Here is a 21,744-nt window from a genome sequence, read left to right as displayed (position 1 = left end):
AGGTCAAACAATGACCCATCAGGCCTTGCAGCGAAGTGCGTTTGTGCAATTTGTTTTTCGGCAGTTTAAAAGCGTATTTCGTGCGCATTCTCACGTGAATGAATCGAAATATGCTTCAAGTCTTATGGACTTTCGGTTTCTACCTGGGTCTATGACCGAGGGAGCTACTCGACCGTCACTGACTTTGCCAGATTGCGTGGCTGATCCACATCCGTGCCTTTATGCACGGCGGTGTGATAGGCGATCAGCTGAAGCGGTACGGCGTACAGGATCGGCGCCGTGAACGGATCGACGTCAGGCATCTGCAACAATGCACTCGCCTCATCTCCGGCAATGTCGATGCCGCGCTTGTCGGACAGCAGAATGATCCGCCCGCCACGCGCCATCACTTCCTGCATGTTGGACACGGTCTTCTCAAACAATTTGTCCCACGGTGCGATGACGATCACCGGAAGCGTGTCATCAATAAGTGCAATCGGTCCGTGCTTGAGTTCACCCGCCGGATAGCCCTCGGCATGAATGTAGGAAATTTCCTTGAGCTTCAGCGCACCTTCCAGCGCCAGCGGGAAACTGACACCGCGCCCCAGATAAAGCACGTCGCGGGCATTCGACAGCTCATAGGAGAGTTTCTCGATCTGAGGCTCAAGCCGCAGGACGTCTGACAGGTGCCGGGGCATCGCGGTCAGTTCACTTGTGAGGCGTGCGTGCTCGGCATCATCAATTGTGCCGCGCCGGTGTGCGGTGGCAATGGCAAGTATCGCCAGAACCATCAGCTGACACACAAAGGCTTTGGTCGAGGCAACGCCGATTTCGGGGCCGGCAAGTGTCGGGAAAATATGATCCGACTCCCGCGCAATCGTGCTCTCAGTGACATTCACGATACTGGCAATGTGTTGTCCGTTCTCACGGCAATAGCGCAGCGCCGCAAGCGTATCGGCGGTCTCGCCTGACTGGCTGATGAAGAGCGCCAGACCGCCCGGCGTCATCGCACCTTCGCGATAGCGGAACTCTGACGCCACATCCACTTCCACCGGAACGCGCGCCAACTGCTCGAACCAGTATTTGGCAACCACAGCCGCATAATAGGCTGTGCCACAAGCCACGATGGTGATCTTGGGAATGTCCGCGAGATCAAATGGCAGGTCCGGCACCCGCGTTGTCTGCGTGTACGGGTCCACATAGTGACCCAGCACATGCCCGGCCACTTCCGGCTGCTCGTGGATTTCCTTTGCCATGAAGTGGCGATGGTTGCCCTTGTCCACGAGCGCCGCAGACACGGGAACAACCTGCACTGGACGCGACACTTCACGGCCTTCGGCGTTGTACACAACAGCGCTGGTATCCGTAATGACGACCCAGTCGCCATCCTCCAGATAGGCCACCCGGTTTGTCATGGGAGCCAGCGCAAAGGCGTCGGACCCCAGATACATCTCGCCGTCGCCATAGCCAACCGCCAGCGGACTGCCCTGACGCGCACCGATCATCAGCTTGTTCTCGCCCTTGAAGACGATCGCCAGCGCGAAGGCACCTTCCAGGCGGGACAGTGTTGCCTCCACCGCATCCTTGGGTTTCTTGCCGTCAGCCAGGTAGCCATTAATCAGATGAGCAATGACCTCAGTGTCGGTGTCTGACGAGAAGGTTGCTCCCGCGGCCTCGAGCTCCTGCCGCAATTCGCGAAAGTTCTCGATGATGCCATTGTGAACAACGGCCACATTTTCCGTCGCATGGGGGTGTGCATTGTTTTGAGTTGGCGCGCCGTGGGTGGCCCAACGGGTATGGCCAATGCCAATGGTGCCATTCAGGGGCGAGAGATCCAGTTCGCCTGACAGCGCATTGAGCTTGCCGATCGCTCGACGGCGATCAATGGCACCATCCACCAGGGTTGCGATGCCCGCACTATCATAGCCGCGATACTCGAGCCGTCGCAGGCTCTCGAGAATGACGGGAGCTACATCGCTTTTGCCGATAACACCAACAATGCCGCACATGGCCTAAGACCCCTTCTTCTTGGCAGCTTCCTTGCGCGCGCGGAACTTGGCAGCCCACCCGGCAACCTCCTTCTGCTGCGCACGTTCCACTGCCAGCGCGTCAGCGCTTACATTCTTGGTGATAACGCTGCCCGATCCGGTAAAGCCGCCATCAGCAATTTTCACCGGCGCCACCAGGGAAGTGTTGGAGCCGATAAACGCCCCCGCTCCCACATCGGTGAAGTGCTTGTCATAGCCATCGTAGTTACAGGTGATGGTACCTGCACCTACATTGGCGTGTGCGCCAATGCGTGCGTCACCGATATAGGACAGATGGCTGACCTTGGCGCCCTCCTCGATGGAGGCTTTCTTCACTTCGACAAAGTTGCCGATCTTGGCCCCGACACCCACATCAGCGCCTGGCCGCAGCCGCACATAGGGGCCCACAGTGGCGCTGTCTGCGACGGTTGCTCCTTCAAGGTGCGAGAATGCTTTGACGGTGACGTTGTCCGCTACGGTGACACCGGGGCCGAAAACCACATGCGGTTCCACGATGACGTCGCGTCCCAGCTTCGTATCATGGCTGAAAAACACCGTGTCCGGAGCAATCAGGGTTGCGCCCTCGTCCATGGCCCGTTGCCGCAGGCGCGCTTGCAGAAAACCTTCAGCCCGGGCTAGCTCGGACCGTGAATTGATCCCGTGAACTTCGTCTTCCGGCGCCAGCGCATAAGTGCAGTTGAGCCCTTTGGCCCGCGCAACCTTGACCACATCCGGCAGGTAGTACTCGCCCTGTGCATTGTCATTGCCGATTGCCGTCAGAATGTCCCAGGCGTGCTCCGCAGCCAGAACAATCGCATTCGAGTTGCACAGATTTGTCTGCTTCTCCGCGTCCGTCGCATCCTTGTTTTCGACGATGCGGTCGAGCGCGCCATTTTCATCAATAATCAGTCGTCCATAGGCGTGCTCGGTGCTGCAGTGATACCCGAGCACAGCAACGGCAGCACCCGTGGTGATGGACTCTCGCAGGTCCACCAGCGTTTTTGGCTGAATGAGCGGCACGTCGCCATTGAGGACCATTAGGTCGCCGTCGAAATCGGCAAGCGCCTGGCGCGCCGTGAGTACCGCATGTGCCGTCCCCAGGCGCTCATGCTGAACGACAGCAACAGCACCTGGCACGTCATCAGCGATGCCTTCCATGCCCGGCCCGACAACGATCACCAGCCTGTCCGGCGAAAGCTCAGCGGGTGCAGACGCCGCGTGCCCGACAATGCTTTTGCCGGCAATCTTGTGCAGCACCTTGGGAATGTCCGACCGCATGCGTGTCCCCTTGCCGGCGGCAAGGATGACCACTGCCAGGGGGCGCGTGTCGGAAGAAGGTGAAGTCATGTCTCAGGCTCTCTGCGGATAAGCGTCTGGGCTGATAGGCATCTGGTCGATTTCAGCGGTCCGGCGATGCATACGGCAGCCGGTCGGTGAATCGAAATAAAGTATGATTTCCGAGCGTTACTATTACGTCTCTAAATCGGCGTTAACCAGCAATCAGCCGCGATTTGCCGTTTTGGGCTCTACTGCGCGTTAGTTGCTGGCCACAGCAGCGGACACATCACCTTTTGGTGCACCTGAAACCTGTGCCTCCAGCGCCGTGCGAACAGCTGCTTCGTCGCTCTTGCGCGCCAGATCAACCATCTGATCTATCGACTGCCGGACCTGCGCCAGGCCGCCGACATCGGGCCGCGCCAGCAAGAGTCCGGGGTGTCCGGACGGCAGATGTTCTTCACGTTTGTCAAACAAGGGCTCTGACAGCCGCTCGCCGGGACGCGCACCGGTGATCTTGATCTCAATGTCCTCATCAGGCTCGAGACCTGCGAGGCGTATCATCTGCCGGGCCATGTCGATGATGCGCACCGGCTCACCCATATCCAGCACCAGAATGGACCCGATGCTGGCATCCAGCTTCATCTCACGGGCACTGGCAAAGAGCACCAGCTGCACAGCCTCGCGGATGGTCATGAAGTAGCGAACCATCTCCGGGTCGGTGACCGTAAGCGGCCCACCCTTTTCAAGCTGCTTTTGAAACAGCGGCACCACGGAACCGGCAGATCCAAGCACATTGCCAAAGCGCACGGTTACAAAACGCGTCCCGTTGGGTCGGTTGCGCTGATCAATATCCAGCACCTGCGCGTAGGATTCCGCCACACGTTTGCTGGCGCCCATGATGCTGATCGGGTCAGACGCCTTGTCGGTGGAAATCATCACCATCACATCGGCACCACATTTGACGCTGGCGTCAGCCACGTTACGGCTGCCATGTATGTTGGTCAGGACCGCTTGTGATGGTTGCGGTTCAAGCAAAGGCACGTGCTTCAGCGCAGCGGCATGCACCACGACCTGCGGTGACGCTTCGGCGAAAATGCTATCCACCTGATCCGCATTGCGCACATTGCACAGATGCGCCGTACGCGGAAGGTCGGGATATTCCTCACCCAGCACGCGATCGATTTCGTAGAGATTGTATTCTGACTGATCGAGCAAGGTGATGCTCGCCGGGTCAAACTCGGCAATCTGCAAAACCAGTTCAGAGCCAATGGAGCCGCCTGCACCCGTTACGACAACACGCTTGCCCGCCAGCAGGTGTCGCATGTCAGACTTGTCGAGCTGCGCTTGCGGACGGCTCAGGAGATCCTCGACGTCCACCGGCTGCACTTCAAGCTGCTTGCCGTCTTCCTTGCGCAGGGTGCTTTGGGCCGGAATGCGATCCAGCCGCATGCCAAGCTCAGATGCCATATGAAACAGATCAGACCGGCTGGCTGACCCCTCATAGTCGGCGGTCAGAACGAGTCTTTCAGGACGGGCCCCTCGGCGTTCCAGTTTGCTTGTGATTTCCGCAAGCTCGGCCAATGGACCGTGGACGCGCACACCGCGAATGGTCGTGCCAATGCGCGCAGGGTCGTCATCCAGGATGCCGATGACCCGATAGGGAGCATCGGTGTCACGCAGCATCTGCCGATGAAACGCCTCGGCCTGATCCCCTGCCCCAACAATCAGGACCGGGATGCGCCAGTGGGTGCCACGCTCCAGCAAGGTCGCCATGCGTCCATCGCGATAGGCGCGATACAAAAGCCGCGGGCCTGCAAGCAGGGCTGCAAACACAAAGATGTTGATGAGGACGACAGAACGCGGAATGGCCTCCGCGCGGAAAAGCAGGAACAGCGCCAGCAGGAAGATCATGTTGGCAATGACCGATACCCGCCCGATCCGGAACGCATCATCTATGGAGGCATAGCGCCATGACCCGCGGTCGAGCCGCGTCCCCGCCATGACCCCCATCGCCACGATAACGAACAGAAGCCACGCCTGCCCCAGAACGATAGGATCATGGTCGGCAGCTTCGCGGCCAAGACGCAAAAACACGGCAATGGGATACGCCAGTATGGCAGCGCCCAGATCGTGTGCAGATATCACCGCACGTCGGAGTGTTTTTTCGTTAAGTCCAGCCATCAAGGCGCCTGCTACCGGTCCAGTTCACAGGGAAACAGACCTCACCCGCAAATCGCGGGCGAAGCATGCAAACATCCCAGACTTGGCAGTAGCAGACACAGCGCCTGCCCGCAAAATCTGTCTGAAAAAGCGGTGAACGGTTATGAGCCGGTCTGCGCTAGCGGCCCGCCATGCTGCGCGGGCCATAGGACGTGCGGTCGGCTGGTCGGGCGGCTGACTTTTGGGCACTGACGACCTTGCGCCGCCGAACCGGTCGGGGCGATCCGGCAGGCCCAGGGCCTTTGGGGCCGCTGTTGCTGCCCTCGGCAGCTGAGGCCAGATTGCTCAAATGGGTTACGAGTTTCGCCGCTTCCCGGCGTGATGCTTGGGCATTTTGTACTGCCGCGCTTACCCCATGGATGAGCGCCAGCAGGATCATTGAGCCGATAAAGGCTCCAATGCCGATCAATCCCTCAACGGGCACACCTTCAAACATATCGGCAATCCTTCTCACAAGTTCGCCAAGTGGTGCGAAAACATGAACTACCGCACTCAACATCCCCCGATGCCGGGTCGCGCAGTCCATCTTTCCGGTTTCAATGCCTGGATTGCATGATCCGGGCCGGTCCGCCTAAACGCCTGTTAACCGGTACAAACCTTGCCGCCTTACTTGAAAATCCAGAAGAACCAATAGATTTCTTGGTTAATTTTGGGGCATTTTTGCCTGTCGGAGGCAGGTTTTTGCCCATTTGTTAATCATTGTGGCGGCTTCTTCAGCATCGACGATCAGATGAACGGGGTGTGGTTTGGTCTGTACCCTGCTCCATTCAACAATCTCAGGTTTGACGCCTGACCGGGGCGCGGGTACCAGCGAGGTTGGACGTTTTTTCGTTGATTCGCGCGGATTTGGCAGCTTTAGCCCCTTATCCGCCCGCGATGAGGTGGTGGTTATGGGCAGAAGACAGCCGCCCGGACAGGCAACAAGCCGCAATGTGCGCCTCGCAGGGTGCGCGCTAGGGGCATCATTGCTGCTTGCGGCATGTGCTCAGATGCCTGACACATCAGACATAACCACAGCCTCCATTGGGAGCACCGCCCCCACTGTGCAGGCAGATCTGCCAACCAATATTCCCGGCGAGACCATGGAAGCCCGGTTAGCGCGGCTCGAATATGATCTGGCACAGCTGAAACTGGACTACTCCATCGTGCGGCCGAGTTTTGAACAGCTGGTCAGCCGCGAAGGCGAGTTGGATCAGCGGATGGCTGCCCTTGAAAGTGCTTTGGGGCCGATTACGGCGTCAGTTCCAACAGCTGCCCCCAAGCCAAGTCCGGCCAAACCGACCACAGCGCCGAAGCCTGCCAAGGCAACGCCAGCGGCCCGGGCTGCACAGCCCCAGGCTTCAGCGGCTGGTCCTGTCGGCATTCACCTTGCTTCCTACCGCACCTTGGAGAGGTTGAAGGATGGCTGGGCTGAGCTGAAGGCCGCACATCCGTCGGAATTGACGGGTCTGGACGTCAAAATTCAACGAATCGACACCGGCAAAAATGGTGTTTTTCGGAGACTCTTGGCCGGACCTGTCAATTCTCGCACAGCCGCCAATGGGCTGTGTCAGGCCCTCTCCGCCAAGGGTGTCTATTGCAAAACTGTCACTTTTTCGGGCAGTGCGCTTTAGCGGTCCGGCGGGCCGATATCCTGATAACTCTCATGATTTCATAGGCATAGCATTAGTCCGTACACGGACTAATAGCCACATAGTCTGAGGCCAAATCAGGGGCGTCCAAAATGTAGCCACTGCCATAAATGCCTAAAAAATAGTCATAATGAGACTTTCAAAAAGGCATAGCGTGCCCATTTAAAAGGCGTCACACTCTTGTTGAAAATATTCACATGAGGACTCGCCTTCGGGCGAAGGGTCATATGCCAGTTAAAACCACGCTTGATTTCCTCCGTCTGCAGGGCGATGCGCTCTGGGCCGGCGGCGAGTTCACCGCCAAGGTCCTGACTGAACCACTTCTGGATCAGGTGGCGCCACGTGCGGATGGGGCGACGCCCGTTTTGACCCTGCCGGGCTTTTCCGGTCCGGAAGTCTCTCTGCGCCCTCTAAACCGTTTCCTCAATCGGCGCGGCTTTGTTGCTGACAGCTGGGGACTTGGGATCAACCGCGGTCCTGAGAGCATGGAATACATCGCCACCCTTGGCAGCTTGCTTGGCGACCGGATCAAATCCATGGCGGATGAGAATGGCAAGGCCGTCTCCCTCATTGGCCAGAGCCTTGGCGGCGTCTATGCCCGCGAACTGGCGCGCATGTTCCCCAAGGACGTGGACCGCGTCATTACGCTAGGCAGCCCGGCCAATCTGCGGGCCGGCCACCACCATGGCATCAACAAGGGCGTCCGCATGGCCTCCCGGCTTATCATGGGCCGCCCGGTTGAAGAGCTTCTCAACGAAGCCGAGATTGAAGAGCTGGCGCTCCACGAGCCTCCCAAGGATGTGCCGCTTATTGCCATCTACAGCCCGTATGACGGCGTCGTGCATGAAGACCTCGCCATGATCCCGGAGGAATTCCTCGATACGGGCGACGCGACACCGCGCGAAAACATCGAAATCATCTGCTCGCATATCGGCATGGGTGTGAACCCGCTGGTTCTGCTGGCCGTTGCTGACCGCCTGCTTGAAGACCGCAACAAATGGCGTGCCTTTAATGCCCGCGACTACATGCCAGAGCCGTTGAAGGGGCTGCCTAAGCTGTTCTTTCCCGAAGCGGCGATGATGGTGCACAGCAGTTACGCCTAAGGCCCCTTTTGCCTTGCGGTGAAACTTCCAATTGACGTTCGTTTTGCTTGGTGCGAATGAGCACGTCGCATAGTGTTTTGCGGGCACTTTCGTATGTCTGCAATCTCGTCTGATCCACATCACAGATTTCTATAAGTGAGGGCGCATGTCCGGTCTCTCCTGGGGCATTCTTGGCACTGGTTCCATTGCGCAGGCATTCGCGCGCGCGGTGGCCAAAAGCAATTCCGGCACCCTGTCGCGCGTCGGCAGCCGTGCGTCTGACACGGCGCAGGCCTTTGTCGAAAAACTCCAGGCCGACAAGAACCCAGACGTAGCAGCAGGTGCCAAAACCTTTGCACCGTCCGGCGACTATGAGGCCCTCCTGGCTGATCCGGATGTCGATGCGATCTATGTGGCGACACCGCATACAAGCCATGCCCAATGGGCCATCCGTGCCGCCCAGGCAGGCAAGCATGTGTTGGTGGAAAAGCCTGCAGCCCTCAATCACGCGGATACAATGGCCATGGTTGAAGCCGCCCGCGAAGCCGGCGTTTTCTTCATGGAAGCCTTCATGTTCCGCCTGGCGCCGCAGACCCGCAAGCTTGTGGAGATGATTGAAAGCGACGAGATCGGCCGGGTCCGGACGATTGAGGCCAGCTTCGGTTTTCACGCCACGTTTGATGCATCCTCCCGCCTGTTCGCCAACGAGCTTGGTGGCGGTGGTCTCATGGATGTGGGGCTTTACCCTGTGTCCGTTGCCCGCCTCGTGGCAGGTGCCAACGACAAACAGGGATTTGCAGACCCCATCAAAGTTGCGGGCTCGGCACGGCTGGGTGAGACCGGAGTTGATGAATGGGCGGCTGCCCTTCTCACATTCGACAATGATGTGATTGCTCAGCTCTCGACGGCTGTCTCCGCATGGTTGCCCAACGACGTAAACATTTACGGCGAAACCGGATCGCTGCACATCGCCAGCCCCTGGCACGCGGCCGGTGTGGAAGGCGGGTCGTCATCCATTGAGTTGCGTCGCTTCGGCAAGGACACACAGACCATTGATGTCCCCCAGGACAAATGGCTGTACGAGATTGAAGCCGACCATGTAGCCGAGTGCATCGCCAATGGCCTGACCGAGAGCCCTCTTGTGCCCATCGCAGATACGCTGGGCAATATGCGCACCCTGGATCAGTGGCGCGACAGTGCCCGCTTCCGCTATGACGCGGAAAGCACCAAAAAGGCGTGGCCCACAGCCAGCCGCCTGCCCCTTGCCGTGTCAGACACAGCCCGGATGCAGACCCGGACCATTGAGGGTGTCGCCAGACCAGTCTCGGCCCTCATCATGGGTTGCGATAACCAGACAGCAATGCCTCACGCATCAGTGCAGTTTGATGACTTCTACATGCAGGGTGGCAACTGCTTTGACACCGCGCATCTCTATGGCGACGGCATCATGGAAAAGCTGCTGGGCGTCTGGATGGAAGACCGCGGGGTCCGCGATGATCTCGTTCTCATCTGCAAGGGCGCCCATACACCGGACTGCCGCCCGGATGCTGTGCGTCCCCAGCTCGAAGAAAGTCTGGAGCGCCTGCGCACGGACCGGGCAGACATTTACTTCCTGCACCGCGACGACACCAGCGTGCCCATCGGTGAATGGGTCGACCTGCTCAATGAGCTGAAGGACGAAGGCAAGATCAGTGTGTTTGGCGGCTCCAACTGGAGCAAGGAACGCATGGCGGAAGCCAATGCCTATGCGGCTGCCAATGGCAAGCAGGGCTTCGGTGTGCTCTCCAACAATTTCTCACTGGCCCGTATGAACAACCCGATCTGGCCAGGCGTCGCCGCCTGCTCAGACGATGACTATCGGACGTGGCTCGAGGAAACAGGCACCGCCCTCTTCTCCTGGTCATCGCAGGCACGCGGCTTCTTCACGGACCGTGCCGGCCCTGACATCAAGACCGACCATGATCTGGTGTACGCCTTTTACAGCGATGACAATTTCGAACGTCGCCGCCGCGCCTATGAACTTGCGGAAAAAAAGAACGTCCACCCCATGACCGTCGCCCTGGCCTATGTGCTGACACAAAAGATGCCCACCTGCGCCCTTGTCGGTCCGCGGACGCTGGCCGAACTGCGCACCTCCCTCGCGGTCTTTGATCTAAGCCTGACAGAAGATGAAGTCGCGTGGCTTGATCTGCGCGGCTAGACGATCGGTGCCTTAGGCCACCCGCGCTTCTGGCCAGAGACGAAGGAAGTTCTCGCTGTAGAACTTGGTTTTGATGTCTTCGCCCCGATCACCCATCGTGCGCTCAAACCGCGCGATGGGATCGCGGGTGCCTTCCACATGCGGGTAGTCGCTGGAAAACAGATACAGATCAGCATTGGACTGCTCGATCATATTGCTGATGTTTTCGTGCGGCATCGGCGTGAAGCCCATCTGCTCTGTCAGCTGTTCGCTGGGCTTGCGGTCAAAGCGTATGGACTCATCCACCCGGCTATACACCTTGCACACGTCATCAAGCCGCTGGAGCATCTGGGGAACCCAGCCTGCCCCCAGCTCAACAACAGCGCCGCGCAGCTTGGGGTGACGGTGGAAGATGCCTTCCGCCATCATCATGCTGACAAACATTTCGGGCTGCTGATGCAGAACCATGGCGTCCTTGGTGCGTACGTTCTCGCCGCCGCCCATCCAGTCACGTGTCGCGCCGCGCCCGTTATTGCCCCACGACTTATGGATCTGCAGCGGCGCACCGCCCACATGAAGACAGAACGGAATACCTGCTTCAGCCAGTCGTGCCCAGAACCCTTCAAGGTCTACATGGCCCGGTGAATGCCCTATCGGTGCCCGGTGCGGGATCCAGATCGCCTCAAGGCCATTGTTGATGGCCCACTCTAGTTCCTGAATGGCCAGCTCAGGCACATCCAGCGGCACAACACCCACGCCCATCAAACGATCGTCGGACGCACAAAACTCGCTCATGTGCCGGTTGTGAGCCCGCGTTCCGCCATAGCGGAGTCGAGCTTCGGTCTTGGAGCTGGGGTGGAACGGCAGCACGACAGAGTGCGTGGCAAACACGAGCTGCTTTTTGAAACCCAGCATGTCCATGGCGACCTTGCGGTCAGACGAGTTGAACGCGCCGAGCGCCTGAATCTCTTTCGAGCTTTCAATCAGCTTGTCGCCCAGGTCGATCTGCGCCTGCACATGCTCGGGGGAATGGCGTCCGCCCTGATTGACGATAACAGCCACTTCTTCGTCCGTGACCAATGAGGCTGAGTAACTCACTTCAGGGATCTCGTCCCGCAGGTCCGGATCCGCATATGACTTGAGAAAATCCGGCAGTTCCATGATGTGACTGTCGGCATCATAGAAAGGTCGATCTTGCGGCGCGTAAGCCATGTCTGTGTTTCCCCCGTTTTGTCTGTCTCGTTTGACAGACAGGTTAGCCACAGGGGGAAGCGAACGCCAATGGGCAGCTAAATGAGGGAGTGCCAGAGGCATTGGGGCCAGGCACTCCACCCATTTTTGGATTAGGCCGCGCGGGTTTTTGCAAACAGCGCCGCTTCTTCTTCAATCAGCGCCTTGAAACTGGGGCGGTCATGTATGCGGGCCACATAGGCTGCCAGCTTGGGCCATTGCGCTGCATCCGGCTTGAAGCCTGCATGCTGGAGATTCACAAACTGCGTTGCAACCGAGATGTCGGCAATCGAGAAACTGTTGCCGACAAGATAGTCGTCATCGCCAAGTTCAGCTTCAAGAAAGTCAAAGATGGCAGGCATCCGCTCCGCCATGGTTTTTTCCGCCGTGGCTGCGTCAATGTCCTTGCCCATCAAGGCCGCCAGAGCGACGGGTCTGAATACGCCCAGGCCAACTACCCCGGCCATCTCCGTGTCCGCATATTCCTCAATCCACGCAGCGCGACCGCGCTCAAAACCCTCCGAAGGGTATAGCGACGGTGTGGGCTGGACCTGTTCCGCGTAAGCGCAGATGGCAGAGGAATCCGGAATGGTGTTCGGTTCCGGACGGTCCGTGTCACGGAGCACCGGAATGCGCTTTAGCGGGCTGATTTCCTTGAACCAGTCTGGCGCTGGAAAGATGTTCACATTCTCGAGCGTGTAGTCCATTCCCTTTTCAACAAAGGCAACCCGTACCTTGCGCACGAAGGGTGACGGACCCATGCCGTAAATAACCAATGCCATTGTCAAACCTCATCAATGAATTTCAGAAGGATGCACATGAAGCTCTGGCACCCGATTTTGCAGTGAAAGATTTTGGACCTATGCGGTCCGGAAATGATCCGGACCATGGCCGCATGATGTTCAGTCGGTTGGGGTCAGACTGAGCCGGGCTTGCCGGTAAGGTAGCTGGCGATGCTTGTGCCTGCTTCAGCAATGGCCCAATCAAGATCGGGCGCTGTTCCGTTCGCCACTTCGCGGGCGTGGTCGGCCATGATGGAAATCGTCATGGTGGCCAGCCGCCGCAGACGGGTTGCACGCGTCTCTTCGGGCAGGTCCGGCAGCATGCGCCGCAGCCTGCTGGTTACTTCCCGAGCGCCTTCCGGTGCCAGATCGTCCATCAGCCGGTCAACATCAAAGCGCGGATCAGCGGTAATCTGCATGAGGAATGTCGCGTAGAGCCGACCTCCTTCATCAAGACAGGCTTCCAGCATCGGAGCGATGGTCACTTCCATCAGCAGCCGAACATCCTGAGTAGAGCCGGAGCGGTCAATGTCTGCAATAAGCGCCAGTCGCTTGCTGTCGATGTCGCGGATCCGGTCAGCGAAGACCGCGCGAATGAGCGCTTCCTTGCTGCCGAAATGATAATGCAGCGCCGACTCATTACGTGCCCCAGCCGCGCGCGTGATGTCGCGCACGGAAACTGCCCCGAGACCATTTTCAGCAAACAGCCGTTCGGCAGCGCGAATGAGCTTGATCTTGGTGTTTCCCTTGGGCGCGGGCTTCGCTGTTGGGTCTAGAGAACTGCTGCTCATGGGGCCAAATTAATGTGGGACATTGGGTTCATTGATAGTCATACTCTACCTCATGATTTTACGCCAATCACGCTTCGTAATGTATGTTTTGTCAGCTATTGCTGCATGTCTGGTATCGCTGCCGGACACAGCATCTGCCTGCACGTCGTGCGTCGGCATGTATGCCGAATTCTCCTTGATGGACGAAATGATCTATCAGGTCGAAAAGCTCCATAGCTACCTCATTCAGGCCCTCGCAGGCGCCGAGGCAGCGGCACAGTCCGGCCAGTTTACAACCGCAGCCCTCCTCCCCCTGGGGCTTGGATTTTCCTATGGCGCGGTTCACGCCATTGGTCCAGGACACGGCAAGCTGGTCGTAGCCGGCTACTTCGCGGGCCGCTCCGCGCCGGTGCGTGAAGCGTTCCGGATGGCAGGCGAGATTGCCGCACTTCATGTTGGCTCCGCCGCCGCAATAGCCGTTTTTGCTGCCATCCTGCTTGGCGGCGTGATTGACGCGTCTGGGCCGGCATTTACAGCCGTCAAACTTGTCAGCTACGGCCTCATCATGGCGGCGGGCGCATTGATGCTGTACCGAGCTGTCGTACTGCTGCTGGCTCCTCACGGCATAGACCTTCCCTGGCCGGGCGGAACGGCTGCTGCGCAGTCCACCTGCGGGCACGATCATGCGGCCGATGAGACCCACCATCATCACCCAAGTTCCGGCTCGCTGCGTGAACGCGGTCTGCTCTCCCTTGCTGTTGGCGCTGTGCCGTGCACAGGCGCTTTGATTGCGGTCCTGTTTGCTCTGGCCAGCGGTGCCTGGATGCTGGGGCTACTGACTGTCGTCGCCATTTCCATCGGCATGGCTCTAACCCTTGCCGGTGTCGGCGTTCTGACCATCTGGACCCGCGGCTCTGTCTCGGCTGAGGCCAGCCTCACGCTCAACAGCATGAGCGCTGTCGGCGGAGTACTAGTCATCCTTGTGGGTGCTGCCCTGTTTTATGGAACGGCTGCCCTTCTTTGACAGTTGATGGCTCCTAAGAGCCCAGGCACGCCGTCAGGTCTGCCGCCAGCTTGCGCACCAGTTGCGGGTACATTTGCGGGCCTGGCTCAATATCAGCACCCACTGGATCAAGAACACCGGACTTGGCATCGGTGCCTTCAATGACGGCTTCCAGAATGCTCGGCTTGAACTGAGGTTCCGCAAATACACAGTGCGCGTTGCGCTCCTGAATGCGTTCTTTCATGGCACGGACACGCGCAGCACCCGGCGCGACTTCCGGTGACACGGTGATTGAGCCAACGCTGCTCAGCTCGTAACGCGCTTCCAGATACTGGTACGCATCGTGAAACACGATGAATGGCACATCTGCTACTGCTTCAAGTGAGCCGGCCACTTCTGTGTCGAGGGCTTCCAGCATTGCAACCTGCGCAGCGTGGTTCTGTTCGTAGGTCGCTGCATTGTCCGGGTCGATGCGAGCCAGCTCGCCTTTAACTGCCGCGCTCAGAACGATGGCGTTTCGCGGGTCGAGCCACATATGCGCATCAACATCTGCATCATCTTCATGAGCATGTTCGTCGTGACTGGCATGTTCGTCGTGGCTGGTGTGATCGTCGTGCTTGGCATGGTCCTTGTGATCGTCATGGTCATCATGCGCGTGTTCGTCATGCGCATGTTTGTCATGATCGTGGTCGTCATGACCCGCGTGCTCATCATGGCCCTTGTGGTCCGAGTGTTCTTCTTCACCGTGATGTTCATCACCATGGTCGTCATGTCCACCATGGGCCGAGTGGTCATGGGCATCCCACAGACCACCAACGCGGATGGAATGCGTAACCGCATCATCCAGGGACAGCATGGTCACGACACTTGCGTCCGGTGCCAGTGTTTTCAATTCACCATCAAGAAACGCTTCCATCTGCGGACCCACCCAGACCACAAGCTGAGAATCGGCAAGCGCCTGGGCATTGGATGGCTTGAGACTGTAGGTATGAGGAGAGGCCGCACCGCTCACCAGCAAATGAGGCGTCGCCGTCGTGCCCATCACACCGCTGACGACAGAATGAACCGCGGGAATTGTAGCCACGACATTTGCCTGGGCGGCGGCCTGTCCTGTAAAGGCAAGCATGCCGAGACTGGCACCTGTAACAAGGCGCAGCGCAAGATTGGAAGTCCGGGCAAGATGGCTCATGGGGGTGCTCTCCTGATCACGTTTCAATATGTTATAGTATAACAATTACAAACATGGCAAGATGCACCCATGACCCATTCGCTTTTCCCCACCAAAACGCACAACCATGATGCCTGCCGCAAGGATGCGCTGGCCAATGCGCAACGGCACCTGGCCGCGAGCAAGGCGCGTTTGACGCCTGACCGGCAGGCCGTGTTGGAAGTGCTGTTGGATAGTCATCGTGCACAGGGCGCTTATGACATCATGGAGCAGATTGACTGGCGTGGCCGCCGTCCGGCGCCTGCGGTCATCTACCGTGCACTCGATTTTCTCGTAAGCCATGGATTGGCCCACAAGATTGAAAGCCTCAATGCCTTCATGGCCTGCCCGCACGCGGACCATGCCCACAAGCCGATGATCATGATCTGTCGTGACTGCACGCAGGTGGCTGAGTTCGAAGCCCCCGGCATCGGCCGCGCCATTTCCAAGGCGGCGAAAGACACGGGCTTTGTGACAGAGCAAACCACAGTGGAAGTCACCGGCCAGTGTGGCACTTGCGCCGCCCGGGGCGCCGCATGACGCACCTTCTTTCTGCCAATGCAGCCTCCGTTGTCATCGGGGAGCGCACATTGCTGCACAACATCAACCTCAGTGTTGATGCCGGCGAGATTGTCACAATCATCGGCCCCAATGGCGGCGGCAAGACAACCCTTGTGCGCGCATTGCTGGGAATCCAGCACCTGTCATCCGGCACTGTGACCCGCAAGCCGGGCCTCACCATCGGCTATGTTCCCCAGCGCCTGACTCTCAACCCGATGATGCCTGTGCGCGTATCGCGTTTGTTGACGTCCACGTTCGCCCGGCCTCGCGCCAAAATTCTGGCCGCGCTGGAGGAAACCGGCGTCGCCCACCTCGTGGACAGCTCCGTCCATACGTTGTCCGGTGGCGAGTTTCGGCGCGTGCTTCTGGCGCGCGCGCTCATTCAGGATCCGCACATACTCGTGCTTGATGAACCTGTGGCTGGCGTCGATCACGCTGGCGAACTGGCGCTCTATGAACTGATTCAACGCCTGCGTACGGACCGCGGCTGCGGTGTGTTGATGGTGTCCCATGATCTGCACGTGGTCATGGCCGCAACTGACAAGGTCATTTGCCTGAACGGCCATGTGTGCTGCACCGGGCAGCCACACGAAGTGTCACAGCATTCTGAATATGTGCGCCTGTTTGGCCCAAAGGCTGCCGACGCTCTGGCGTTCTATGAACACCGCCATGACCACGAGCATGACATCGGCGGCGATGTCGCTCATGACCACAGCCACGACGGCCATTCCCACAAAGAGCACACCCATGCTGGATGATTTTTTTGTGCGTGCCGTATTGGCTGCCGTGGGGGTGGCCGCAATGGCGGGCCCGCTGGGCTGCTTTGTCGTCTGGCGGCGCATGGCCTATTTCGGGGACACGACGGCCCATGCGGCTTTGCTGGGCATCGGCCTTGGCATCACACTGGGTATAGACCTCACAATTGGCGTTGCCGCCGTCACCATTTCCGTCGCGCTCATCTTACTTGCCATGGAGCGGCACACGGGCCTTGCTCTGGATACATTGCTGGGCATTCTCGCTCACTCGTCGCTGGCGCTGGGCGTCATCGTCATCGCGCTGAGCCCGAGCCTACGTGTCGACCTGACGGCCTATCTTTTTGGCGACGTGCTCTCGGTATCCGTCGCCGACCTCGCCGTCATTTTTGGTCTCGCATTTGCCGTGCTGGCGGCACTGGCTTTCATCTGGCGCAAGCTTGTTGCTGCAACAATGGATGAAGAACTGGCCGCGGCCGAAGGCATCAACCCTGCCCGCTATCGCCTTGCCTTGGTTCTGCTTCTGGCAGTCGTAATCGCCGTCGCCATGAAAGTCGTTGGTGTGCTGCTCGTAACAGCCCTCCTGATCATTCCAGCAGCCGCAGCGCGCAGGCTTTCAAGCTCACCGGAACAAATGGCGCTGGCCGCTATAGGCCTGGCTATTGCCGCTGCTGTCGGCGGACTTTTCATGTCGCTCTACCTCGACACGCCGTCTGGCCCATCCATCGTTATTGCGGCTGCGTTGATCTTCTCCCTAAGCCTGCTGCCCCTTGGCCCCAAGCGGGGTTAAACTGGTCTGAGATTCGGCATCCAAAGTGCCGGTCACAGTTGATCTGAGGGGATCACCACCATGACGCAGACCGCCCCACGCCGCAGCATGCTCACGCGTTTCCTCGATGGTGTGGAACGCACCGGCAACGCCCTGCCCGATCCGGTAACACTGTTCGCCTTGATGATCGTGCTGGTGGTCATTGCGTCCGTCATTGCAGCCGCAGCCGGTGTCGCAGTGCCTCACCCCGGCACCGGCGACGTTGTGGAGGCCAAGAGTCTTCTTGCCGCCGATCAGATCCAGCGGCTGCTGGTGGAAATGCCCAAGACATTCACGAGCTTTGCTCCGTTGGGCTACGTGCTGCTTGTCATGCTGGGCGTTGGTGTTGCGGAGAAAACGGGGTTCCTCACCGTTGCTCTGCGGTCGCTGGTTTCCGGGGTGTCTCCGCGCCTCATCACAGCTGCTCTCGTCTTTGCAGGCATCATGTCGTCGCTGGCGGCTGACGCGGGCTATGTGGTGCTCATACCTCTAGGTGCGGCTATTTTCATGGGGGCCGGAAGGCACCCGGTGGCAGGCCTCGCGGCAGGTTTTGCAGGTGTGGCCGGTGGCTTCAGTTCCAATCTCATCCTAACACCCCTTGATCCCCTTTTGGCGGGCATCACCCAGGAAGCAGCTCGCCTGGTGGTCGCGGACTACGTCGTTGAAGTAACCGCAAACTATTATCTGATGCTCGGTCTGGTGCCGCTCTTCGTCATTGTCGGCACCTGGGTGACCGACAAAATTGTCGAACCCCGTCTGCCCAAATGGGAACCGACGGAAACACCCGTCCCCGCTGTCGATGGTGATGTCTCAGCCGTCGAGCGTCGGGGCATTCAGGCCGCCCTGCTCTCTGTTGTGGTGCTGGCGGCTGGCGTGGCGGCGCTGGCATGGGCACCGGGCTTTCCCTTGCGCGGTGAGGACGGCAGCTTCCTGCCTTTGATGCGCAGCCTTGTTTCGCTGATGTTCATCGCATTCCTCGTCGCGGGCATTGCCTATGGCGTGACGACACGGGTGATTGCATCAGACAAGGACGTGGTGCGGATGATGGCAGATGCCATGTCTGACCTTGGCGTCTACATCGTGCTCGCATTCATCGCAGCCCACTTCATCGCCATGTTCAGCTGGTCCAACCTTGGCATCATCTCGGCTGTCGTGGGTGCGGATACTTTGCGCTCCATCGGGTTTGAGGGGTCCCCGCTTCTGGTATCGCTCATTCTTCTGGCGGCAACGATCAACATTCTGGTCGGCAGTGCATCGGCCAAATGGGCATTTCTGGCGCCGATCTTTGTCCCAATGCTCATGCTGCTGGGCCTGTCGCCAGAAGCGACGCAGGCCGCCTACCGTATCGGCGACAGTTCCACCAACATGATCACGCCGCTGCTGCCCTATTTCCCGCTCATCCTGATTGTCGGAAAACGCTACGATCCCAACTTTGGCATCGGCACACTGGTGGCCACCATGCTGCCATTCGCCATTGCGTTTGGGGTTGCCTCGACGGTGTTTTTCGTCGGCTGGCTGGCGCTTGGTCTACCTTTGGGGCCAGGTATTTCAAGCACGTTCTAAAAAACACTTTGCGTATTGCAATTACGCGTTACTGTTTCCTCAAAGAAAACGGCAGGCATCAGCCTGCGGCACATTCTAGGGAGACGGAAACATGGCGGAACAGGCATACAAGCTGCTGATTGGCGGCAATCTGGTGGACGGCGACAGCACGATGGATGTTGTCAATCCAGCCACCGAAGGCGTGATTACCAAGGCACCCCGTGCCTCCGAAGGGCAACTCAATGACGCGGTAGCCGCTGCAAAAGCCGCATTCCCGGCGTGGGCAGCCACACCGATTGAGCAGCGCCGCACCGTCATCAATGCCATCGCCAATGCTATTGAAGCGGAAGCCGAAGACTTTGCCCGTCTGCTGACCCAGGAACAGGGTAAGCCCCTGCCGGATGCAACCGGTGAAGTGCTCGGCACAGTTGCCTTTATGCGTTACTTCGCAACGCTGGATATGCCGGTCAAAGTGCTGGACGACAATGAAGGCCGCCGGGTTGAGGCCCACCGCAAACCGCTGGGTGTCATCGGCGCCATCGTGCCGTGGAACTTCCCGATGATCCTCATGGCGTTCAAGCTGCCACCAGCGCTGCTTGCCGGTAACACGCTTGTGCTGAAGCCAGCCCCGACTACGCCGCTCACCACACTCAAGCTCGCCGGCCTCCTCAAAGAGATCGTGCCTGCTGGTGTTGTGAACGTCATCACGGATGCAAACGATCTGGGTGCGCCGCTGACGGCCCATCCTGACATTCGCAAGGTGTCATTCACAGGCTCAACTGCAACCGGTGCCAAGGTGATGGAAGGAGCAGCCAAACTCTTGAAGCGCGTGACACTGGAACTCGGCGGCAACGATGCCGGTATCGTGCTGGATGATGTGGACCCCAAGGAAGCCGCACCACAGCTCTTCCAGTCCGCATTCCAGAATTCCGGTCAGGTCTGCATCGCCATGAAGCGTCTGTATGTGCATGAAAGCATCTATGATGAGATGTGTGCCGAGCTTGCCAAGCTGGCTGAGGAAGCCATCATCGGTGACGGTCTGGAACAGGGCACCCAGCTTGGGCCACTCCAGAACAAGATGCAGTACGACAAGGTCAAAGACCTGATCGAAGACGCCCGTGACTCCGGCAACATCATTGCCGGTGGCACGACGCCTGATCAAAAAGGCTATTTCATCCGCCCGACCATTGTGCGCGACATCGAAGACGGCACGCGCCTTGTGGATGAGGAGCAGTTCGGCCCGGTTCTCCCGGTCATCAAATACTCTGATGCCGATGATGCGGTCGCCCGCGCCAATGCGTCGCCTTATGGACTTGGCGGCTCCGTTTGGGCCAAGGACACAGACCGTGCCTACGCACTGGCTGACAAGATGGACGCCGGTACCATCTGGGTGAACAAGCACGCCGAACTGGACCCGATGATCCCGTTTGGTGGTTCCAAGATGTCAGGTGTCGGCGCTGAGCTCGGCGCCGATGGCCTTGAGGAATTCACCCAACTCAAGATCATCAACATGGCGCGCTAAGCACCTGATCTGAATCCGGAATTGGAAAAGGCCGCTGCACCCGCAGCGGCCTTTTTTTAATAGACGACCACGCTACGGATGCTCTCGCCTGCATGCATCAGATCAAAGCCCTTGTTGATCTCTTCCAACGACAAGGTGTGCGTGATCATGGGGTCGATCTCGATCTTGCCGTCCATGTACCAGTCCACAATCTGAGGAACGTCTGACCGGCCACGCGCCCCGCCAAAGGCGGAACCACGCCAGTGACGCCCGGTCACCAGCTGAAAGGGCCGCGTGGAAATCTCGGCACCAGCTGGCGCAACACCAATAATGATGGATTGTCCCCAGCCCTTATGCGCGCTTTCAAGCGCCACGCGCATGACGTCCGTATTGCCGATGCACTCAAAGGTGTAGTCGCCGCCGCCGCCCGTCAGCTCAATGAGATGTGCCGTCAGGTCACCGGATACCTTTGACGGATTTACGAAATGCGTCATGCCGAACTTGCGGCCCCAGGCTTCGCGATCATCATTGAGGTCAACGCCGACGATCATCTTGGCGCCAACCATGCGCAGGCCCTGCAGCACGTTAAGCCCGATGCCGCCGAGGCCGAAGACGATGGCAACGGAGCCCTCTTCCACCTTGGCCGTATGAATGACCGCACCAATGCCTGTGGTGACGCCACAGCCGATGTAGCAAATCTTGTCGAACGGCGCATCCTTGCGCACCTTCGCAAGGGCGATCGCCGGCACCACGGTAAAATTCGAGAATGTGGACGTGCCCATATAGTGATGCACCGGCTTGCCGTTGACTGAGAACCGACTGGTCCCATCCGGCATCAATCCCTGCCCCTGCGTCGTGCGGATCTTCTGGCAGAGGTTTGTCTTCGGGTTCAGGCAGTAGTCGCACTCACCACACTCCGGCGTGTACAGCGGAATAACGTGATCATCGACCCCAAGTGACGTCACACCCGGCCCGATTTCGCGCACAATGCCGGCACCCTCATGGCCCAGAATGGATGGGAAGATCCCTTCCGGGTCCTTGCCGGACAGCGTGAATTCATCGGTGTGGCATATCCCGGTGGCCATGATTTCCACCAGCACTTCGCCCTCGCGCGGGCCTTCCAGATCAGCCTCAACAATTTCTAGCGGTCGTCCGGCCTCAACAGCCAGGGCGGCACGGGTTTTCATAGTTG

18 protein-coding genes are annotated in these 21,744 nt (G+C 58.9%); 9 read left to right on the top strand and 9 right to left on the bottom strand.

Features of this window, described 5'->3' with window-relative positions; translation table 11 throughout:
- Window positions 1-164: 164 nt before the first annotated feature.
- The 4 genes from glmS to ABXH05_RS12315 form a co-directional block, all read right to left on the bottom strand.
- Window positions 165-1,988 carry a glutamine--fructose-6-phosphate transaminase (isomerizing) gene (gene glmS / locus ABXH05_RS12330; protein ID WP_353561267.1) on the bottom strand — a complete coding sequence of 608 codons (1,824 nt, stop codon included), beginning with the start codon at window positions 1,986-1,988 and terminating at the stop codon, window positions 165-167.
- A 3-nt stretch (window positions 1,989-1,991) separates the two neighbouring features.
- Window positions 1,992-3,353: a bifunctional UDP-N-acetylglucosamine diphosphorylase/glucosamine-1-phosphate N-acetyltransferase GlmU gene (gene glmU, locus ABXH05_RS12325; protein ID WP_353561266.1), complete on the bottom strand. Its 1,362-nt coding sequence runs from the start codon at window positions 3,351-3,353 to the stop codon at window positions 1,992-1,994.
- A gap of 189 nt (window positions 3,354-3,542) precedes the next feature.
- Window positions 3,543-5,465 (bottom strand): polysaccharide biosynthesis protein, encoded by a 1,923-nt coding sequence (locus ABXH05_RS12320; protein WP_353561265.1) that lies wholly within the window; start codon window positions 5,463-5,465, stop codon window positions 3,543-3,545.
- Between the two features lie 157 nt (window positions 5,466-5,622).
- Complete coding sequence (locus ABXH05_RS12315; RefSeq protein WP_353561264.1) at window positions 5,623-5,940, bottom strand: hypothetical protein; 318 nt, start codon at window positions 5,938-5,940, stop codon at window positions 5,623-5,625.
- A 553-nt stretch (window positions 5,941-6,493) separates the two neighbouring features.
- Here ABXH05_RS12315 and ABXH05_RS12310 point away from each other — a divergent pair.
- The 3 genes from ABXH05_RS12310 to ABXH05_RS12300 all read left to right on the top strand — a co-directional run bounded on the left by ABXH05_RS12310 (window position 6,494) and on the right by ABXH05_RS12300 (window position 10,417).
- On the top strand, window positions 6,494-7,117 hold the full coding sequence (locus ABXH05_RS12310; protein WP_353561263.1) for an SPOR domain-containing protein: 624 nt from the start codon (window positions 6,494-6,496) through the stop codon (window positions 7,115-7,117).
- A gap of 245 nt (window positions 7,118-7,362) precedes the next feature.
- The gene (locus ABXH05_RS12305; protein ID WP_353561262.1) at window positions 7,363-8,238 is read left to right on the top strand and encodes an esterase/lipase family protein; all 876 of its coding nucleotides are present in this window, start codon (window positions 7,363-7,365) and stop codon (window positions 8,236-8,238) included.
- A gap of 145 nt (window positions 8,239-8,383) precedes the next feature.
- Window positions 8,384-10,417, top strand: coding sequence for an aldo/keto reductase (locus ABXH05_RS12300; RefSeq protein ID WP_353561261.1), 2,034 nt, complete (start codon window positions 8,384-8,386; stop codon window positions 10,415-10,417).
- A 12-nt stretch (window positions 10,418-10,429) separates the two neighbouring features.
- Here ABXH05_RS12300 and ABXH05_RS12295 read toward each other — a convergent pair whose 3' ends face one another.
- The 3 genes from ABXH05_RS12295 to ABXH05_RS12285 form a co-directional block, all read right to left on the bottom strand.
- Window positions 10,430-11,608 carry an amidohydrolase family protein gene (locus ABXH05_RS12295; RefSeq protein ID WP_353561260.1) on the bottom strand — a complete coding sequence of 393 codons (1,179 nt, stop codon included), beginning with the start codon at window positions 11,606-11,608 and terminating at the stop codon, window positions 10,430-10,432.
- A 131-nt stretch (window positions 11,609-11,739) separates the two neighbouring features.
- A complete protein-coding gene (locus ABXH05_RS12290) occupies window positions 11,740-12,408 on the bottom strand; it encodes a glutathione S-transferase family protein (protein ID WP_353561259.1) in 669 nt (222 codons plus the stop codon).
- Window positions 12,409-12,542: 134 nt separating this feature from the next.
- Window positions 12,543-13,199: a TetR family transcriptional regulator gene (locus ABXH05_RS12285; protein WP_353561258.1), complete on the bottom strand. Its 657-nt coding sequence runs from the start codon at window positions 13,197-13,199 to the stop codon at window positions 12,543-12,545.
- 79 nt (window positions 13,200-13,278) lie between these two features.
- Here ABXH05_RS12285 and ABXH05_RS12280 point away from each other — a divergent pair, with 79 nt between their 5' ends.
- Complete coding sequence (locus ABXH05_RS12280; protein WP_353561257.1) at window positions 13,279-14,202, top strand: nickel/cobalt transporter; 924 nt, start codon at window positions 13,279-13,281, stop codon at window positions 14,200-14,202.
- A gap of 13 nt (window positions 14,203-14,215) precedes the next feature.
- Here ABXH05_RS12280 and ABXH05_RS12275 read toward each other — a convergent pair whose 3' ends face one another.
- Complete coding sequence (locus tag ABXH05_RS12275; protein WP_353561256.1) at window positions 14,216-15,370, bottom strand: zinc ABC transporter substrate-binding protein; 1,155 nt, start codon at window positions 15,368-15,370, stop codon at window positions 14,216-14,218.
- Between the two features lie 69 nt (window positions 15,371-15,439).
- On the opposite strand from ABXH05_RS12275, the gene ABXH05_RS12270 reads away from it, so the two are divergent.
- The 5 genes from ABXH05_RS12270 to ABXH05_RS12250 all read left to right on the top strand — a co-directional run bounded on the left by ABXH05_RS12270 (window position 15,440) and on the right by ABXH05_RS12250 (window position 20,573).
- Window positions 15,440-15,928: a Fur family transcriptional regulator gene (locus ABXH05_RS12270; protein ID WP_348140437.1), complete on the top strand. Its 489-nt coding sequence runs from the start codon at window positions 15,440-15,442 to the stop codon at window positions 15,926-15,928.
- The gene (locus ABXH05_RS12265) at window positions 15,925-16,707 is read left to right on the top strand and encodes an ATP-binding cassette domain-containing protein (RefSeq protein ID WP_353561255.1); all 783 of its coding nucleotides are present in this window, start codon (window positions 15,925-15,927) and stop codon (window positions 16,705-16,707) included. The genes ABXH05_RS12270 and ABXH05_RS12265 overlap by 4 nt, the downstream gene beginning before the upstream one ends.
- Window positions 16,697-17,491, top strand: a complete 795-nt coding sequence (locus ABXH05_RS12260) for an iron chelate uptake ABC transporter family permease subunit (protein WP_353562396.1) — start codon at window positions 16,697-16,699, stop codon at window positions 17,489-17,491. The genes ABXH05_RS12265 and ABXH05_RS12260 overlap by 11 nt, the downstream gene beginning before the upstream one ends.
- Window positions 17,492-17,551: 60 nt before the next feature.
- Entirely contained in the window at window positions 17,552-19,072 is a 1,521-nt protein-coding gene (locus tag ABXH05_RS12255) for an AbgT family transporter (RefSeq protein ID WP_353561254.1), read from the top strand.
- A 91-nt stretch (window positions 19,073-19,163) separates the two neighbouring features.
- Window positions 19,164-20,573, top strand: coding sequence for an aldehyde dehydrogenase family protein (locus ABXH05_RS12250; RefSeq protein ID WP_353561253.1), 1,410 nt, complete (start codon window positions 19,164-19,166; stop codon window positions 20,571-20,573).
- A 56-nt stretch (window positions 20,574-20,629) separates the two neighbouring features.
- Here the strand turns inward: ABXH05_RS12250 and ABXH05_RS12245 are convergent, their stop codons facing one another.
- Window positions 20,630-21,739: an S-(hydroxymethyl)glutathione dehydrogenase/class III alcohol dehydrogenase gene (locus ABXH05_RS12245; RefSeq protein WP_353561252.1), complete on the bottom strand. Its 1,110-nt coding sequence runs from the start codon at window positions 21,737-21,739 to the stop codon at window positions 20,630-20,632.
- Between the last annotated feature and the right edge of the window lie 5 nt (window positions 21,740-21,744).

Origin of the sequence: Pyruvatibacter sp. HU-CL02332 (genome assembly GCF_040362765.1) — a bacterium.
In the GTDB taxonomy this organism is placed as follows: domain Bacteria; phylum Pseudomonadota; class Alphaproteobacteria; order CGMCC-115125; family CGMCC-115125; genus Pyruvatibacter.
Note: the sequence above shows the minus strand (reverse complement) of the source record. Positions and strands in the feature narration are given on the sequence as shown.